The 14,573-nt window shown below is 72.3% G+C and carries 12 protein-coding genes; 9 read left to right on the top strand and 3 right to left on the bottom strand.

Annotation, left to right across the window (positions count from 1 at the left end):
• The first annotated feature begins 89 nt into the window (after positions 1-89).
• A complete protein-coding gene (locus AC2A1K_RS01320) occupies positions 90-281 on the top strand; it encodes a hypothetical protein (RefSeq protein ID WP_483894498.1) in 192 nt (63 codons plus the stop codon).
• Between the two features lie 45 nt (positions 282-326).
• Here the strand turns inward: AC2A1K_RS01320 and ilvD are convergent, their stop codons facing one another.
• Positions 327-2,168 (bottom strand): dihydroxy-acid dehydratase, encoded by a 1,842-nt coding sequence (ilvD, locus tag AC2A1K_RS01315; RefSeq protein WP_483894497.1) that lies wholly within the window; start codon positions 2,166-2,168, stop codon positions 327-329.
• Between the two features lie 45 nt (positions 2,169-2,213).
• Positions 2,214-2,828, bottom strand: coding sequence for a PH domain-containing protein (locus AC2A1K_RS01310; protein WP_483894496.1), 615 nt, complete (start codon positions 2,826-2,828; stop codon positions 2,214-2,216).
• A gap of 246 nt (positions 2,829-3,074) precedes the next feature.
• On the opposite strand from AC2A1K_RS01310, the gene AC2A1K_RS01305 reads away from it, so the two are divergent.
• The 7 genes from AC2A1K_RS01305 (at position 3,075) to lysS (ending at position 12,328) form a co-directional block, all read left to right on the top strand.
• Positions 3,075-5,036, top strand: coding sequence for an acetolactate synthase large subunit (locus AC2A1K_RS01305; protein ID WP_483894495.1), 1,962 nt, complete (start codon positions 3,075-3,077; stop codon positions 5,034-5,036).
• Complete coding sequence (ilvN, locus tag AC2A1K_RS01300; protein ID WP_483894494.1) at positions 5,033-5,539, top strand: acetolactate synthase small subunit; 507 nt, start codon at positions 5,033-5,035, stop codon at positions 5,537-5,539. The genes AC2A1K_RS01305 and ilvN overlap by 4 nt, the downstream gene beginning before the upstream one ends.
• A 60-nt stretch (positions 5,540-5,599) precedes the next feature.
• Positions 5,600-6,637 (top strand): ketol-acid reductoisomerase, encoded by a 1,038-nt coding sequence (gene ilvC / locus AC2A1K_RS01295; RefSeq protein WP_483894493.1) that lies wholly within the window; start codon positions 5,600-5,602, stop codon positions 6,635-6,637.
• Positions 6,638-6,896: 259 nt separating this feature from the next.
• On the top strand, positions 6,897-8,459 hold the full coding sequence (gene serA, locus AC2A1K_RS01290; protein WP_483894686.1) for a phosphoglycerate dehydrogenase: 1,563 nt from the start codon (positions 6,897-6,899) through the stop codon (positions 8,457-8,459).
• A gap of 300 nt (positions 8,460-8,759) precedes the next feature.
• Positions 8,760-9,806 (top strand): 3-isopropylmalate dehydrogenase, encoded by a 1,047-nt coding sequence (locus AC2A1K_RS01285; protein ID WP_483894492.1) that lies wholly within the window; start codon positions 8,760-8,762, stop codon positions 9,804-9,806.
• Positions 9,807-9,830: 24 nt separating this feature from the next.
• Complete coding sequence (locus tag AC2A1K_RS01280) at positions 9,831-10,622, top strand: fumarylacetoacetate hydrolase family protein (protein ID WP_483894491.1); 792 nt, start codon at positions 9,831-9,833, stop codon at positions 10,620-10,622.
• A gap of 44 nt (positions 10,623-10,666) precedes the next feature.
• Entirely contained in the window at positions 10,667-12,328 is a 1,662-nt protein-coding gene (lysS, locus tag AC2A1K_RS01275) for a lysine--tRNA ligase (RefSeq protein WP_483894490.1), read from the top strand.
• 161 nt (positions 12,329-12,489) lie between these two features.
• Here lysS and AC2A1K_RS01270 read toward each other — a convergent pair whose 3' ends face one another.
• Complete coding sequence (locus AC2A1K_RS01270; RefSeq protein ID WP_483894489.1) at positions 12,490-13,251, bottom strand: AIM24 family protein; 762 nt, start codon at positions 13,249-13,251, stop codon at positions 12,490-12,492.
• Between the two features lie 153 nt (positions 13,252-13,404).
• Here AC2A1K_RS01270 and AC2A1K_RS01265 point away from each other — a divergent pair, with 153 nt between their 5' ends.
• Positions 13,405-14,568: a CaiB/BaiF CoA transferase family protein gene (locus AC2A1K_RS01265; protein ID WP_483894488.1), complete on the top strand. Its 1,164-nt coding sequence runs from the start codon at positions 13,405-13,407 to the stop codon at positions 14,566-14,568.
• Positions 14,569-14,573: the final 5 nt, after the last annotated feature.

Below are 14,573 nucleotides of genomic sequence, written 5' to 3'. Positions count from 1 at the left end.
GTACTTGCCAGTTGACACGCAAGTATGTAGAACGGTGGGATACGCCCACGCATCCCGACGTGGACGACATCTCCGGATCGAGGTGCGCCATGACGGCGTGGACGAGCGTGAACGTGGGGACGGGCGAGGAGATCATGTCCGTGCACGTCGAGGACGGCGACCCGTACGCGGTGCTGGCACTGGGCCGTCACAGCGCGGTCCTGACGCGCGACGAGTGCCGCCGGGTCGCCGACGCGCTACGCGCCGCGGCACTGCGTCACCCGCCGCGATGGGGCGGGTGACGTGACCGTTCGCGGCGTCCGGGCACTGCGTCGGTCGAGGCGGAGCTAGACCGAGCGCACCGCGCCCGTCGCGCCCGAGGTGACGAGCTTCGCGTAGGCGCGCAGGGCGCTCGTGAGGTGGCGGTTCCGCTCGGCGGCGGGCTGCCACGGGCGCTCCGAGGCGTTCATCTTGGCGCGGCGCTCGGCGAGCACCTCGTCGTCGACGAGCACCTCGATGCGGCGGGTGTCGACGTCGAGGAGGATCTCGTCACCGTCCTGCACCAGCCCGATCGTGCCGCCGGCGGCCGCCTCGGGGGACACGTGACCGACCGAGATGCCGCTCGAACCGCCCGAGAACCGGCCGTCGGTGACCAGCGCGCACACCGCACCGAGGCCCGCGCCCTTGAGGAACGCGGTCGGATGCAGCATCTCCTGCATCCCCGGCCCGCCCGACGGGCCCTCGTAGCGCACGACGAGCACGTCGCCGGGCTGCACCTGCTTGCCGAGGATGACCGAGACGGCCTCCTCCTGGCTGTCGACCACCCGGGCCGGGCCGCGGAAGCGGCGCCCGTCCTCGGGCAGGCCCGCGCTCTTGATGACGGCGCCGTCGGGGGACAGGTTGCCGGTCAGCACCGCGAGCCCGCCGTCGGCGGAGAAGGCGTGCGCGACGTCGTGGATCACGCCGTCGGCGGCGTCGGTGTCGAGCGAGGACCAGCGGTTGGTCGTCGAGAACGGCTCCACCGTGCGGACACCGCCCGGCGCCGCGTGGAACAGCTCGACGGCCTCGTCGGACGGGGAGCCGCCGCGGATGTCCCAGGTGCCCAGCCACTGCTCGAGCGACGGCGCGTGGACCGCGTGCACGTCGCGGTGCAGCAGGCCGGCGCGGTCGAGCTCGCCGAGGATCGCGGGGATGCCGCCGGCGCGGTGGACGTCCTCCATGTGGTGCGACGAGTTCGGCGCGACCTTCGAGAGGCACGGGACCCGCCGGCTGACCGCGTCGATGTCGCCGAGCGCGAAGTCGAGCTCCGCCTCGTGGCCGGCGGCGAGGATGTGCAGGACGGTGTTGGTCGAACCGCCCATGGCGACGTCCAGGGCCATCGCGTTCTCGAACGCGTGCTTGCTCGCGACGTTGCGGGGCAGCACCGAGTCGTCGTCCTCGGCGTAGTACCGCCGGGCGAGGTCGACGACCGTGCGCCCGGCGTCGAGGAAGAGCTGTTTGCGCGCGGCGTGCGTCGCGAGCGTCGACCCGTTGCCGGGCAGCGAGAGACCCAGCGCCTCGGTCAGGCAGTTCATCGAGTTGGCGGTGAACATCCCCGAGCACGACCCGCAGGTCGGGCAGGCGGAGCGCTCGACCTCGGTCAGTCCGTCGTCGGTGACCTGCGACGACGCCGACGCGGAGATCGCGGTGATGAGGTCGGTCGGCGCCTGGGCGACACCGTCGACGACCACCGCCTTGCCGGCCTCCATCGGCCCGCCGGACACGAACACCGTCGGGATGTTCAGCCGCATCGCGGCGTTGAGCATGCCGGGGGTGATCTTGTCGCAGTTCGAGATGCACACCAGCGCGTCGACGGCGTGGCCCTGCACCATGTGCTCGACCGCGTCGGCGATCACCTCGCGCGACGGCAGCGAGTGCAGCATCCCGCCGTGGCCCATCGCGATGCCGTCGTCCACGGCGATCGTGTGGAACTCCCGCGCGATCCCGCCGGCCTCGCGCACGGCGCCCGCGACGAGCTCGCCCAGCTCCTTGAGGTGCACGTGCCCGGGCACGAACTGCGTGTAGGAGTTGGCGATCGCGACGAGCGGCTTGCCGAAGTCGGAGTCGGTGAGGCCGGTGGCGCGCCAGAGGGCGCGAGCCCCGGCGGCGTTGCGGCCCTGGGTGGTGACGCGCGAGCGCAGCGGCGGCACGGCAGACCTCGCAGGGATGTGATCAGTGGTGGACCACCGGTGACATTACGCCCGGTCGTCGGCGACCTCGGTGGTCGACTCCTCACTCGAGGCGTCGGACGCCCCGGACGCCCCGGACGCCTCGGCCTGCCGCTCGCGCAGCCGCGCGATCCGCATTCGGGTGGCTTCGAGCTCGCGCTGGTGCTCGCGGGCCTCGGCGACCTCGTCCGGGGTCGGCATGTCGATCCGCCCCTCGCTGGCGTGGGCGACACGGCCCAGGTCGCGCGGCCGCACGCCGACCAGCGCCACCTCGTCGCGGTCGTGCGCCTCCGGCGCGGCAGCTCCCGCTCCGCTGCGTGCCGCCCCACGCACCGCCCGCACCCAGCCCCGCTCGGCGACCCGCAGCGTCACGACGTCGTCCCACGACACCCGCTGCGACCCGAACGCGGACAGCACCTGCAGCGACGTGCCGTCGACGACCGTGCGCGTGCGCAGCAGCCACCAGGCCGGCGCCAGCGGGAGCAGGAACAGCAGGAACCAGGCGCCGCCCTGGAAGGCGATCGGCGAGATGCCGATGACCACGAACCCCACGGCCACCAGCGCCACCAGCGGCACGGGCCGGAAGGTCGCCGGCCCGGACGCTGCCGTCACCGGGCTGTCGGTGGTCTGTTCGCTCGTCACGCTCCGATGGTGCCACCCCGTTTGACGCCGTCCAGATCGGCCACCTACCCTGATCGTCGTGATCCAGCGGCGAATTCTCGTAATCCCGGGGCGCGTCAGCGCCTGACGGGCCACAGGTCTCGCTCTCTGTGCCCGCCGCGAGAACCTGCTGACGCGCCTGCCCTCTCCGCCTCGAGGCGGTGGGGGCTTTTTCATGTTCGGCCCCAGTCTCCGTATCCGGATCGACCCACCGAGGTGGACCACCCGATGACCACAGCCAGACCGGCGCCCCCCGGCACCACGGGTCCGGCCGCGAACGGCGCCGAGACCCGGCGCCCCACCCCGCGGACCGGCGCGCCCACCGAGCAGCAGGACACCGCCCTGCAGGCTCCCGTGCAGGAGGGCGCGACCCGCCCCACGCACGTCGACCCCTCGCCGGCCACCGGCGCCCAGTCGCTGGTGCGCTCGCTCGAGGCCGTCGGTTGTGACGTCGTCTTCGGGATCCCCGGCGGGGCGATCCTCCCGGCGTACGACCCGCTGTTCGACTCCCGACTCGTGCGCCACGTCCTCGTGCGCCACGAGCAGGGCGCCGGGCACGCGGCCACCGGCTACGCGCAGGCCACGGGCCGCGTCGGGGTCTGCATCGCGACCTCGGGGCCCGGGGCGACGAACCTCGTCACCCCGCTCGCCGACGCGATGCTCGACTCGGTGCCGATCGTCGCGATCACCGGTCAGGTCGGCCGCAAGCTGATCGGGACCGACGCGTTCCAGGAAGCCGACATCTGCGGCATCACGATGCCGATCACCAAGCACAACATGCTGGTGACCGACCCGGCGGACATCCCGCGCGCGATCGCCGAGGCGTTCCACATCGCGATGAGCGGGCGTCCGGGCCCGGTCCTGGTCGACCTGCCCAAGGACGTCCTGCAGGCGCAGACCACCTTCAGCTGGCCGGTCGAGACGCAGCTGCCCGGCTACCGGCCGACCACCCGGCCGCACAGCAAGCAGATCCGGGAGGCCGCCCGCCTGTTCGGCGAGGCGCGTCGTCCCGTCCTCTACGTCGGCGGCGGTGTGATCAAGGCCGAGGCCTCCACCGAGCTCCTCGACCTCGCCGACGAGACCGGCGCGCCCGTGGTCACCACCCTCATGGCCCGCGGCGCCTTCCCCGACGGCCACCGCCAGAACCTGGGGATGCCGGGCATGCACGGGACGGTCGCCGCCGTCGCCGCGATGCAGAAGGCCGACCTGCTGATCGCCCTCGGTACGCGGTTCGACGACCGCGTCACGGGCGACCTGTCGACGTTCGCCCCCGAGGCGAAGGTCGTGCACGCCGACGTCGACCCCGCCGAGATCGGCAAGAACCGCGTCGCGGACGTGCCGATCGTGGGCGACGCCCGCGAGGTCATCATCGAGCTGACGGCGGCGCTGCGCGGCGCCGACGACGGTGGCCGCGACGCCCGCGCCGAGCGCCTCCTGCCCTGGTGGGACCAGCTCGAGAAGTGGCGTCAGACGTTCCCGCTGGGGTACGACGACCCCCCCGACGGCACGCTCTCGCCCGAGTACGTCATCGAGCGGATCGGGGCGATCGCCGGCCCGGACGCGGTCTACACGGCGGGCGTGGGTCAGCACCAGATGTGGGCGGCGCAGTTCATCCGCTACGAGAAGCCGCGCACGTGGCTCAACTCGGGCGGCGCCGGGACGATGGGCTACGGCGTGCCCGCCGCGATGGGCGCCAAGGTCGGCGTGCCCGACGCGACCGTGTGGTGCATCGACGGCGACGGCTGCTTCCAGATGACCAACCAGGAGCTCGCCACCTGCGCGATCGAGGGCATCCCGATCAAGGTCGCGGTCATCAACAACGGCAACCTCGGCATGGTCCGCCAGTGGCAGACCCTGTTCTACGAGGAGCGCTACTCCAACACCGAGCTCGGCACGCACAAGCACCGCGTGCCCGACTTCGTGATGCTCGCGCAGGCGCTGGGCTGCGAGGGGTTGCGCTGCGAGTCGCGCGACGACGTCGACCGCGTCATCGCGCAGGCCATGGCGATCGACGACCGCCCCGTCGTCATCGACTTCACGGTCGGCGCCGACGCGCAGGTCTGGCCGATGGTCGCCGCCGGCACCGGCAACGACCAGATCATGGCAGCGCGCGACATCCGTCCGCTGTTCGACGACCCGGAAGCGGGCGGAGCGGACGAGGTCGCCAACGAGGAGCGGGGCTCAGCGTGACCACGACCCACACGTTGTCCGTTCTCGTCGAGGACAAGCCCGGTGTGCTCGCGCGCATCGCGGGGCTGTTCTCCCGGCGCGGCTACAACATCCAGTCACTGGCCGTGGGCCCCACCGAGGAGGAGGGGATCTCGCGCATGACCATCTGCGTGACGGTCGACGACTTCCCCCTCGAGCAGGTCACCAAGCAGCTCAACAAGCTCGTCCACGTCATCAAGATCGTGGAGCTGGAGCCGTCGACGTCGGTCCAGCGCGAGCTCGTCATGATGAAGATCCGGGCCGACGCGAGCGTGCGCTCACAGGTCCTCGAGGTGACGCAGATGTTCCGGGCCAAGGTCGTCGACGTCTCGCCCGAGGCGGTCACCGTCGAGGCCACCGGCACCGAGGACAAGCTCAACGCGCTGCGCCGCATGCTCGAGCCCTACGGGCTCCGCGAGATCGTGCAGTCGGGGATGGTGGCGCTGGCCCGTGGGCCGCGCTCCATCGCCGCGCACCACCGCTAGATTCGTTCTCCCAGCTACGAGATATCTGCCAGCCGTATCCGGAAGGAAGTAGTCCCGCTCATGAGTGCCCAGACCACCGGCGCTGTGTCCACAGGATCGGCGGAGGTCTTCTACGACAGCGACGCCGACCTCTCGATCATCCAGGGGCGCAAGGTCGCCGTCATCGGCTACGGCAGCCAGGGCCACGCCCACGCGCTGTCGCTGCGCGACTCGGGCGTCGACGTGCGGGTCGGCCTGCCGGAGACGTCGAAGAGCCGCGCCGACGCCCAGGAGGAGGGCCTGCGCGTCGTCACGCCGGCCGAGGCGTCCGCCGAGGCCGACGTGATCATGATCCTGGCGCCGGACACCAAGCAGCGCACGATCTACGCCGAGGACATCGCGCCGAACCTGCAGTCGGGCAACGCGCTGTTCTTCGGCCACGGCTTCAACATCCGCTACGACCTGATCGCGCCGCCCTCGGACGTCGACGTGGCCATGGTCGCGCCGAAGGGCCCGGGCCACCTGGTCCGCCGCCAGTTCGTCGACGGCAAGGGCGTGCCGTGCCTCATCGCCGTCGAGCAGGACGCGTCCGGCGGCGCCCAGGCGCTCGCGCTGTCCTACGCCGCGGCCATCGGCGGCGCGCGGGCCGGCGTCATCAAGACGACCTTCACCGAGGAGACCGAGACCGACCTCTTCGGCGAGCAGGCCGTGCTCTGCGGCGGCACGTCGGCGCTGGTCCAGGCCGGGTTCGAGACCCTCGTCGAGGCCGGCTACCAGCCCGAGATCGCCTACTTCGAGTGCCTCCACGAGCTCAAGCTGATCGTGGACCTCATGTACGAGAAGGGCATCTACGGCCAGCGCTGGAGCTGCTCGGACACCGCCGAGTACGGCGACCTCACCCGCGGCCCGCGCATCATCAACTCCGCGGTCAAGGAGGAGATGGGCCGCGTGCTGTCCGAGATCCAGGACGGCACCTTCGCCCGCGAGTGGGTCGCCGAGGACGACAACGGCCGCCCCAACTTCACCAAGCTCGAGGAGGAGGGCAAGGCCCACCAGATCGAGCAGGTCGGGGCCAAGCTCCGCGGCCTCATGCCGTGGATGGCGCGCCCGACCACGTAGTTCGCCCGATCCCGGGGCGAACGGGTATCTCGCCGCTTCTATGCGCGCGAAGTCCCCGTTCGCCCGGGGGCGCGGCCATGTGAATCGGTTCACGACCGGTCGGTAGGCTCCGCGTCAGTGCGGGACAGTGTCCTGCGAGCACGTCGGCGTGTTTGACATCAGCAGGTGCAGGGGCGTCGGCGGCATCGAGACCGACCGACCGTCGACCCCCCGGGAGCGATCACACGTGACCACCGCCGCCAGCAAGCCCGTCGTCCTGATGGCCGAGAAGCTCGCACCATCGGCAGTCGAGGTCTTCGGCGACGAGGTCGAGATCCGCACCGTCGACGGCACCGACCGGGCGGCGCTGCTCGAGGCCGTCGCAGGCGCGGACGCACTGCTCGTGCGCTCCGCGACGCAGGTCGACGCCGAGGTCTTCGGCGCCGCCAAGCAGCTCAAGGTCGTGGGCCGCGCGGGTGTCGGGCTGGACAACGTCGAGGTCCCTGCCGCCACCGCCCACGGCGTCATGGTCGTCAACGCGCCGACCTCGAACATCGTCTCCGCAGCCGAGCACGCGCTCGCGCTGCTGCTGGCCACCGCGCGCCACATCCCGCAGGCCGACGCGAGCCTGCGCGACGGCCGGTGGGAGCGCAGCAAGCTCTCCGGTGTCGAGATCCAGGGCAAGACCGTCGGCGTCATCGGCCTCGGCAAGATCGGCCAGCTGTTCGCGGCGCGGATCGCGTCGTTCGGCACGCACGTCATCGCGTACGACCCGTACCTGCCGCAGAGCCGCGCCACGCAGATCGGCATCGAACTGGTCGACCTCGACGAGCTGCTCGCGCGCGCCGACATGATGACGATCCATCTGCCGAAGACCCCGGAGACCCAGGGCCTCATCGGCAAGGAGGCGCTGGCGAAGACCAAGCCCGGTGTCATCATCGTCAACGCCGCGCGCGGCGGCCTGGTCGACGAGGAGGCGCTCGCGGAGGCCGTGCGCTCCGGGCACGTCGCCGGCGCCGGCATCGACGTCTACGTCACCGAGCCCACCACCTCGAGCCCGTTGTTCGAGCTGCCGCAGGTGACGGTCACGCCGCACCTGGGCGCGTCGACCGCCGAGGCGCAGGACCGCGCCGGCACCGACGTCGCCCACTCCGTGCTCGCCGGCCTGCGCGGCGACTTCGTCCCGGACGCCGTGAACGTCTCCGGTGGCGCGGTCGGCGAGGAGGTCCGTCCCTGGCTGGGCATCACCCAGAAGCTGGGCATCCTGCTCTCCGACCTGGTCGGGGCGCCGAGCGAGCTGCAGGTGCAGGTGCGCGGCGAGCTGTCCCACGAGGACGTCTCGGTGCTCTCGCTGGCGGCGCTGCGCGGGGTGTTCGGCGAGGTCGTCGACGAGCCGGTCACCTTCGTCAACGCCCCGGCGCTGGCCGAGGAGCGCGGGGTCACCGCCACCGTCGAGACGGTGACCGAGAGCCCGAACCACCGCAGCCTCGTCACCCTGCGCGCGGTGCGCGACGGTGCCGATGCGGTCACGGTGTCCGGCACGCTGACCGGTGAGGACGAGGTCGAGAAGCTCGTCGAGATCAACGGCCGCAGCTTCGACCTGCGCGCCGAGGGCCACGTGCTGCTCTTCGAGTACTCCGACCGCCCCGGCGCCATGGGCACCGTCGGCACGATGCTCGGCGAGTCGAGCGTCAACATCGAGGCCGCCCAGCTCTCGCAGCAGCGCGACAAGTCGTCGTCGATCATGCTGCTGCGTGTCGACCAGCCCGTGGCCACCGAGGTGCTCGAGCCGATCGGCAAGGCACTCGGCGCGCGGACGACGCGGCTCATCAGCTTCGGCTGAACCGTCCGAAGCGAGGACCCGCGGTCGCTCCGCGCCCGTGCGTCCTCGCCGGACGGGGGTTCGGCGGACGGGGGTTCGGCCGAGCTGCTGATCATCGTTCGGCCGAGCTGCTGATATTCTGGCTCCGGCGGGGCGGCCGTCCCCGATGTCAAACCCCGCCGGGCGCAGCAACCCCGTCGGACGTCGCGTTCCTACGATCCGGCGATCCGGTTCCGTGATCGCCCGATACGCCTAGTAGTCTCCCCGGGTCGGCCCCGGTCACCCCGTCGCGGGGCGACCCGCTCGTGGAGGTTGGTAGGGATGCGACTCGCGGTGGTGCCCGGCGACGGCATCGGTCCCGAGGTCGTCGGCGAGGCGCTCAAGGTGCTGGACGAGGTCGCCCCGTCGGTGGAGACCACCCAGTACGACCTCGGCGCCGCGCGGTGGCACTCGACGGGTGAGCTGCTGCCCGAATCGGTGCTCTCGGAGCTGCGCGAGCACGACGCGATCCTGCTCGGCGCGGTCGGCGACCCGTCGGTGCCCAGCGGCATCCTCGAGCGCGGGCTGCTGCTGCGCCTGCGCTTCGAGCTCGACCACCACGTCAACCTGCGCCCCGCCCGGCTCTACCCGGGGGTGCGCGGACCGCTGGCCGGCAACGCCGAGATCGACCTGGTCGTCGTCCGCGAGGGCACCGAGGGGCCGTACGCGGGCACCGGTGGCCTGCTGCGCAAGGACACCCCGCAGGAGATCGCGACCGAGGTCAGCGTCAACACGGCGTTCGGCGTCGAGCGGGTCGTGCGCGACGCGTTCGCCCGCGCCGCGGCGCGCCCCCGTCGCAAGCTGACGCTGGTGCACAAGACCAACGTGCTGACCCACGCCGGGTCGCTGTGGTCGCGCGTGGTCGAGGAGGTCTCCCTCGAGCACCCGGACGTCTCGGTGGACTACCAGCACGTCGACGCGACGACGATCCACCTGATCACCGACCCGTCGCGGTACGACGTGATCGTCACCGACAACCTGTTCGGCGACATCCTCACCGACCTGGCGGCGGCGGTCACCGGCGGCATCGGGCTCGCGGCCTCGGGCAACCTCGACGTCTCGCGGGCCAACCCCAGCATGTTCGAGCCGGTGCACGGTTCCGCGCCGGACATCGCCGGCAAGGGCATCGCCGACCCGACCGCGGCGATCCTGTCGGTGGCCCTGCTGCTCGACCACCTGGGTGAACCCGAGCTCGCCCGCCGCGTCGAGGCGGCCGTGGCCTTCGACCTCGCCACCCGCGACCACGCCAATCCGGGCGGCACCCACGCCGTCGGCGATCGCCTCGCGGCCCTGGTCTCCTCGGCCGCCGGCACCCGCACCCCGGCCTGATCCCGAGGGATAGGGTCGGCGGCCGTGCGCCTCGCCCGGATCGCCCACGCCGACGGAGTCTCGTTCGCCGCGCTGCAGTCGCCGACCACGGCCGGCGGTGACCCCGAAGGCGGAGACGTCTGCGCCGAGATCGCCGAGCACCCCTTCGGTGATCCGACCTTCACGGGACGGACCTGGCCGCTCGCCGACGTGCGGGTGCTCGCCCCGATCCTGCCCACCAAGGTCGTGTGCATCGGCAAGAACTACGCCGCGCATGTCGACGAGATGGGCGGCGAGGCCCCGCCCGCTCCGCTGATCTTCATGAAGCCCTCGACCAGCGTCATCGGGCCCGGCCTGCCGATCCAGCTCCCGCCGGACTCCCAGCGCGTCGACTTCGAGGGCGAGCTCGCCATCGTGATCGGGATGCCGTGCCGTGACGTCCCCGAGGCCCGCGCCCGGGACGTCGTGCTCGGCTACACGGTCGCCAACGACGTCACCGCCCGCGACCTGCAGCAGGCCGACGGTCAGTGGACGCGCGCCAAGGGCTACGACTCGTTCTGCCCGCTCGGACCGTGGATCGAGACGTCGGTCGACCCGAGCGACCTCGCGATCCGCACCGAGCTCGACGGTGAGGTCCGCCAGGACTCCCGCACGCACCTGCTGCTGCACCCGATCGACGAGCTCATCGCCTACATCTCGCGGGTGATGACGCTGCTGCCCGGCGACGTGATCCTCACCGGCACCCCGGCGGGCGTCGGGCCGATGAGCGCGGGCCAGCAGGTCAGCGTCACCATCGAGGGCGTCGGCACGCTCACCAACCCGGTCCAGGCGCGCTAGCGGCTCGTATCCTGGGCCGGATCGATCCGTTCGAGAAGGGGCACGTGCAGGTGGTGGAGACGGCCGGGACACCGGAGCCGGACTGGGTGTCGAAGATGGCCGACGAGGTGATCGAGGCCGCCGCACGACGCAACCCCGGCGGAAAGATCGTGTGCGCCTCGGGACTGTCCCCGTCCGGCCCGATCCACCTCGGCAACCTGCGCGAGGTCATGACCCCGCACCTCGTCGCCGACGAGATCCGCCGCCGCGGGCACGACTGCGAGCACCTGATCTCGTGGGACGACTACGACCGCTTCCGCCGCGTGCCCGCGGGCGTCGACCCGGCGTGGCAGGAGCACGTCGGCAAGCCGCTCTCGGCCGTGCCGGCCCCGTTCGGCAGTCCCTACGACAACTGGGCCGACCACTTCGAGGCGCCGATGATCGCCGCGCTCGAGGAGCTCGGCGTCCCGTATCGCGGGATCAGCCAGACCGAGATGTACACCGCCGGCGCCTACCGCGATCAGGTGCTGCTCGCCATGCGCGAGCGCGCGCGGATCGACGCCATCCTCGGCCGCTTCCGCACCAGGAAGAAGGACGCAGCGGGCGACGACTCCGACGACGGTGACGACGTCGTCACCGGCGCCGAGTACTTCCCCTTCAAGCCCTACTGCGGCGACTGCGGGCGCGACGACACGACGATCACCGCGTACGACGACGACACCACCGAGATGACCTACACGTGCGCGTGCGGGGCCAGCGAGACGGTGCTGCTGCGCGAGTTCACCCGCGGCAAGCTCGTGTGGAAGGTCGACTGGCCGATGCGCTGGGCCTACGAGGGCGTGCACTTCGAGCCCTCCGGCGTCGACCACTCCTCGCCCGGATCGTCGTTCCAGGTCGGCGGGCTGATCGTGGACGAGGTCTTCGGCGGCGAGCAGCCGATCGGGCCGATGTACGCGTTCGTCGGGATCAGCGGCCAGGCGAAGATGTCGAGCTCGCGCGGCTCGGTCCCGACGCCCGGTGACGCCCTGGAGATCCTCGAGGTGCCGGTGCTGCGCTGGCAGTTCGCGCGCCGGCGGCCGAACCAGGCCATCAAGGTCGCCTTCGACCAGGAGATCCACCGCCTCTACGACGAGTGGGACGCCCTCGAGCACAAGGTCGCCGCGGGCACGGCGGGCGGTATCGAGACCACCGGCCACGTCCGCGCGGCCACCACCGCCGAGCGCGAGCTGCCCCGGACCCCGGAGCCGGTCGCGTACCGGACGCTCGCGTCGGTCGTCGACGTCACCGCGGGCGACCCGGCCCAGCTCGAGCGCATCCTCGCCGGGCTCGGCGCCACGCTCGACGGCGCCCGCCCGCGCCTCGACCGCGCCACCCGGTGGGTCGAGAACTACCTGCCCGACGACGCCCACACCCGCCTGCGCGACGAGCCCGACACCGCGCTGCTGGCGTCGCTCGAGGAGCAGGACCGCGAGGCCGTGGCGATGCTGCGCGACCACCTCACCGACGACTGGTCCCTCGAGGGCCTGACGTCCCTGGTCTACGGCGTGCCCAAGAAGCAGGCCGGCCTGCCGCTCGACGTCAAGCCGACCGACGAGCTCAAGGCCGCCCAGCGCCGCTTCTTCGTCGTCGTCTACCAGCTGCTGGTCGGCGCCGACACCGGCCCGCGCCTGCCCACGCTGCTCCTCGCGGCCGGCCCGGAGCGTGTGCGCCGCCTCCTCGGCGGCTGAGGTCGCGGAGCGAGGGACGCCCTGACTGCGCCCCACGCAGCCAGGGACGCCCTCGCTCGAGAGCTCCCGGCGCCCCGCCGAGGTGCGAGGGACGCCCTGGCTGCGTCCCACGCAGCAAAGGAGTCCCTCGCTCCCGGGAGGCCCGGCGCGGCGCCGGGCGGTCACCGCAGGAAGCTACCCAGCACGCCGCCGACGCCGTTCTGGCCGGCCTGGCCGCCGCCGCCCTGGCCCCCGACGCCGCCCACACCGCTGTTCAGCGGCACCTCCTCGGACGGCTGGACGATGACGAAGCCGTGGCCGGAGAAGCCCATCGTGAACGCCTCGCCGGTGGTGCGGCCGATGAGCGTGCCGAGGCCGAGCCTGTCGGCGCGGTGCACCCCGGTCTGGAGGCCCGCCGACCAGGCGACCGCGGCCTGGGGGTCGGCGTAGGTGGGCTGGTCGACGGTGAGGACGACCGGCGTGCCCCGGCAGGTGATCGCCAGCCGGCCGCGTCCCGAGAAGACGCAGTTGAACAGGCCCGCGCCCGACATCGAGGCCGCGCCGTTCACCATCTGGATGTCGTAGGACAGCGTCGGCTCGAAGGCGAGGACGTTCTTGCCGTTGATCGACAGCGCGTCCTGCGGGCCCTCGAGGTCGATGAGGTGCACGTCCGAGGCCGCGTCGGCGAGGAAGACGTCACCCCGGCCCGCGACCTTCATCAGCGGCACGCCCTCGCCGGTGAGCTGCTGCTTGATGAACTGGCCGATGCCGCCCGAGCCTCGGGCCTCGAACCGCACGTCGCCCTGGAAGGCGACCATCGATCCCTGGCGGGCCAGGCACTCGCCGTCGAGCTCGATCTTGAGCATCTTCGAGTTCTGCAGGCGCAGGCCCGGCTGCGTGGACTCCTGCTCCTGGTTCTCCGGGGCGAACAGGTTGCTGCGCATGCTCCGGAGTGTGTCAGCGCGGTGGGGCGAGGACGACGACGTCGTCGACGTACGAGCGGGTCTGCGGGGGCGAACGGCCTGCCGCCGGTGACGAGGCGCAGCGCGCCACAGGGGCACCGCGCGAGGATGTGACGGGGAGGGCACGATCAGCGCATGCCCGACCCGCGGCCTCTCCCGCTCGACGGCGTCCTCGTGGTGGCCTGCGAGCAGGCCGTGGCGGCCCCGCTCGCGACGCGCCATCTCGCCGACCTCGGCGCCCGCGTCATCAAGATCGAGCGCCCGGGCCGGGGCGACTTCGCGCGCGACTACGACACGGTCGTCGACGGTCTCTCGAGCCACTTCGTCTGGCTCAACCGCGGCAAGGAGAGCGTGACGCTCGACCTCAAGGACCCGGACGCGATCGCCGACCTGCGGCGCATCCTCGCCCGCGCCGACGTCTTCGTGCAGAACTTCGCACCCGGCGCGGCCGAGCGCCTCGGGCTCGGCGCCGAGGAGCTGCGCCGCGACCACCCGCGGCTCGTCCACTGCAGCATCTCGGGCTACGGGTCCGCCGGCCCGTACCGCGACGCCAAGGCCTACGACCTGCTGATCCAGGCCGAGGCGGGCCTGGTGACGATGACGGGGACGCCGGAGCACCCCGCGAAGGCGGGCATCCCCGCGGCCGACATCGGCGCCGGGATGTACGCGTTCTCCGGGATCCTCGCCGCGCTCTACGAGCGGGAGCGCACGGGCGAGGGGAGCGCGCTCGAGGTCAGCCTCTTCGACGCGCTGAGCGAGTGGATGGGCTTTCCGCTCACGTACGCCGCCGGGGCCGGGCGCGCCCCGCAGCGCGCGGGCACGTCCCACCCCGCCATCGCGCCCTACGGCACGTTCACCGCGGGCGACGGCACCGAGGTCGTGCTCGCGATCCAGAACGAGCGCGAGTGGGCGCGCTTCTGCGCCGAGGTCCTCGGCGACGAGGCGATCGCGACCGACGAGCGCTTCGCCACCGGATCCGCGCGCCTCGAGCACCGCGACGACCTGCACGCGACGGTCGACGCGGTGCTCGGCGGGCTGGACGGTGAGCAGGTCGTCGCCCGCCTCGTCGGTGCCGGCATCGCGCACGCCCGCCGCCGCGACCTCGTCGGCGACGACGGCGTGCTCACCCACCCGCAGCACCTCGCCCGCGACCGCTGGCGCACCGTCGGCTCGCCGGCCGGCGAGGTGCCCGCGCTCGTCCCGCCGATCGGCCTGCCCGCACGCCCCCTGCGGATGGGTGCGATCCCCGACGTCGGCGAGCACACCGACGCGGTCCTTTCCGAGTTCCGGAAGACCTGACGCCT

It is taken from the genome of Actinomycetospora sp. 2LY8.5 (genome assembly GCF_057180585.1).
This window is presented reverse-complemented; position numbering and strand designations above follow the sequence as displayed.

Bases quoted from the DNA above. Each gene is read 5' to 3' on its own strand.
- AC2A1K_RS01320 (WP_483894498.1), top strand. From the start codon at position 90: ATGACGGCGTGGACGAGCGTGAACGTGGGGACGGGCGAGGAGATCATG.
- AC2A1K_RS01305 (WP_483894495.1), top strand. From the start codon at position 3,075: ATGACCACAGCCAGACCGGCGCCCCCCGGCACCACGGGTCCGGCCGCG.
- ilvC (WP_483894493.1), top strand. From the start codon at position 5,600: ATGAGTGCCCAGACCACCGGCGCTGTGTCCACAGGATCGGCGGAGGTC.
- serA (WP_483894686.1), top strand. From the start codon at position 6,897: ATGGCCGAGAAGCTCGCACCATCGGCAGTCGAGGTCTTCGGCGACGAG.
- AC2A1K_RS01285 (WP_483894492.1), top strand. From the start codon at position 8,760: ATGCGACTCGCGGTGGTGCCCGGCGACGGCATCGGTCCCGAGGTCGTC.
- AC2A1K_RS01270 (WP_483894489.1), bottom strand. From the start codon at position 13,251: ATGCGCAGCAACCTGTTCGCCCCGGAGAACCAGGAGCAGGAGTCCACG.
- AC2A1K_RS01265 (WP_483894488.1), top strand. From the start codon at position 13,405: ATGCCCGACCCGCGGCCTCTCCCGCTCGACGGCGTCCTCGTGGTGGCC.